General features: G+C 68.4%; 3 protein-coding genes. All 3 read left to right on the top strand.

The features are described from left to right. A partial coding sequence (locus GTY47_RS13920; protein WP_010034301.1) for an ABC transporter substrate-binding protein occupies positions 1-825 on the top strand: 825 nt, incomplete at its 5' end. 50 nt (positions 826-875) lie between these two features. Continuing rightward, positions 876-1,664: an ABC transporter ATP-binding protein gene (locus GTY47_RS13915; protein WP_010034299.1), complete on the top strand. Its 789-nt coding sequence runs from the start codon at positions 876-878 to the stop codon at positions 1,662-1,664. Beyond that, the coding region (locus GTY47_RS13910) for an ABC transporter permease (protein WP_010034296.1) at positions 1,651-2,538 on the top strand (888 nt) is incomplete at its 3' end. The genes GTY47_RS13915 and GTY47_RS13910, both read left to right, overlap by 14 nt.

Raw genomic sequence — 2,538 nt, 5'->3', positions numbered from 1 at the left:
GAGATCGAGGCGCTGAACTCCGGCTCCATCGACATCGGCTGGATCGGTCCGTCTCCGGCGATCAACGGCTATGTCAAGTCCGGTGGCAAGAACCTGCGGATCATCGGTGGTTCGGCGTCCGGTGGTGTGAGGCTGGTGGTCAACCCGGACAAGATCACGTCGTTGAAGGACGTCAAGGGCAAGCGGATCGCGACTCCGCAGCTGGGCAACACCCAGGACGTGGCGTTCCTCAACTGGGCCGCCGACCAGGGCTGGAAGATCGACCCGCAGAGCGGCAAGGGCGACGTCACCGTCGTGCGCAGTGACAACAAGGTCACCCCCGACGCCTACAAGTCCGGCTCCATCGACGGGGCGTGGGTGCCGGAGCCGACCGCCTCGAAGCTGGTCGCCGAGGGCGGCAAGGTCCTGCTGGACGAGGCGTCGCTGTGGCCGGACAAGAAGTTCGTGATCACGAACATCATCGTGCGCCAGGAGTTCTTGAAGGAACACCCCAAGGTCGTCGAGGCGGTGCTGAAGGGCTCGGTCGAGACCAACAAGTGGATCAACGCCCACCCGGACGCGGCGAAGACGGCCGCCAACGAGCAGCTGGCCGCGGACTCCGGCAAGGCGCTGCCGGCAAATGTGCTGGATCCGGCGTGGAAGTCGATCCAGTTCACCGACGACCCGCTGGCCGCCACCCTCAACACCGAGGCCGCGCACGCCGTGAAGGCCGGACTGCTGCAAAAGCCCGACCTGAAGGGCATCTACGACCTCGCGCCGCTGAACAAGGTCCTCAAGGCAGAGGGTGAGCCCACGGTCGACGACGCCGGTCTCGGCGCGAAGTAAGCCCGCATCCCCAAGCCGCCATTGTGAACAGTTCCCAGGAGGTGACGACCATGGCCACGACCCTCGCCAAGGCCGCCGACGACACCGGGACGGCCACCCACGCCGCCCGGATCGAGCACGTCTCGAAGTCGTTCGCGGGCCCCGCCGGGCAGCAGCTCGTCCTGGACGACATCACCCTCGATGTCGCCCCCGGCGAGTTCGTCACCCTCCTGGGGGCCTCGGGCTGCGGCAAATCCACCCTGCTCAACCTCGTGGCCGGCCTGGACGGGCCCTCCGCCGGCACCATCAGCACCGACGGCCGCCCGGCCCTGATGTTCCAGGAACACGCCCTCTTCCCCTGGCTGACCGCCGGCAAGAACATAGAACTCGCCCTGAAACTCAGCGGCGTGCCCAAGGCCGAGCGCCGCGAGCGGGCCGAGCAGCTGCTGGAACTGGTCCGGCTCAAGGGCGCGCACGGCAAGCGGGTGCACGAGCTGTCCGGCGGAATGCGCCAGCGCGTGGCGCTGGCCCGCGCGCTGGCCCAGGACAGCAAGCTGCTGCTGATGGACGAACCCTTCGCCGCCCTCGACGCCATCACCCGCGATGTACTGCACGACGAGCTGACCCGTATCTGGCGCGAGACACAGGTGTCGGTCCTGTTCGTCACCCACAACGTGCGCGAAGCGGTCCGCCTGGCCCAGCGGGTGGTGCTGCTGTCCTCCCGCCCGGGCCGCATCGCCCGCCAGTGGAGCGTGGACATCCCGCAACCGCGCCGCATCGAGGACACCGCCGTGGCGGAGCTGTCCGTCGAGATCACCGAACAACTGCGTGGGGAGATCCGCCGTCATGGCCAGCACTGACACCACGATCGCCGACAAGGACGGCAACGACCTCGCCGGTCTCGAAGCCGGCCTCGACGCCCTGGAAACCGTCCAGACCAGCCGCAAACCCTTCCGGCAGACCCTCACCGAGAAAATCCTGCCGCCCGTCCTCGCCGTCGCCCTGGTCCTGGCGCTCTGGCAGGCCCTGGTCTCCTTCAAGGTCGTCGACGACCCCACCAAACTCCCCGCACCCTCAGCCGTATGGGACGTCGTCCACACCGCCTGGCTCCAGGGCGAACTGCTCGACTACATCTGGACCAGCGTCTCGCGCGGCCTGCTCGGCTTCTGCTTCGCCCTGCTCATCGGCACCCCCCTCGGCCTGCTCGTGGCCCGCGTGAAGTTCATCCGCGCCGCCATCGGCCCCATCCTGTCCGGCCTGCAGTCCCTGCCCTCGGTCGCCTGGGTCCCCCCGGCCGTCATCTGGCTCGGCCTGAACAACTCCATGATGTACGCCGTCATCCTCCTCGGCGCCGTCCCCTCCATCGCCAACGGCCTCGTCTCCGGCGTCGACCAGGTACCCCCACTGTTCCTGCGCGCGGGCCGCACCCTCGGCGCCACCGGCCTGAAGGGCACCTGGCACATCGTCCTCCCCGCCGCCCTGCCCGGCTACGTCGCCGGCCTCAAACAGGGCTGGGCCTTCTCCTGGCGCTCCCTGATGGCCGCCGAGATCATCGCCTCCTTCCCCGACCTCGGCGTCGGCCTCGGACAACTCCTCGAAAACGGCCGCAACGCCAGCGACATGGCCATGGTCTTCGAAGCCATCCTCCTCATCCTCATCGTCGGCATCGCCATCGACCTCCTCATCTTCAGCCCCCTGGAGCGGTGGGTGCTGCGCAGCCGCGGCCTGCTGGTG

The sequence above is a fragment of the Streptomyces sp. SID5464 genome, assembly GCF_009862985.1.
Taxonomy (GTDB): Bacteria; Actinomycetota; Actinomycetes; order Streptomycetales; family Streptomycetaceae; genus Streptomyces; species Streptomyces chartreusis_D.
The sequence above is the reverse complement of the archived record's forward strand: the minus strand, read 5'-3'. Positions and strand labels throughout refer to the sequence as shown.

Excerpts from the sequence above, each read along its gene's own strand:
- GTY47_RS13915 (WP_010034299.1), top strand. The coding sequence starts at position 876 with ATGGCCACGACCCTCGCCAAGGCCGCCGACGACACCGGGACGGCCACC.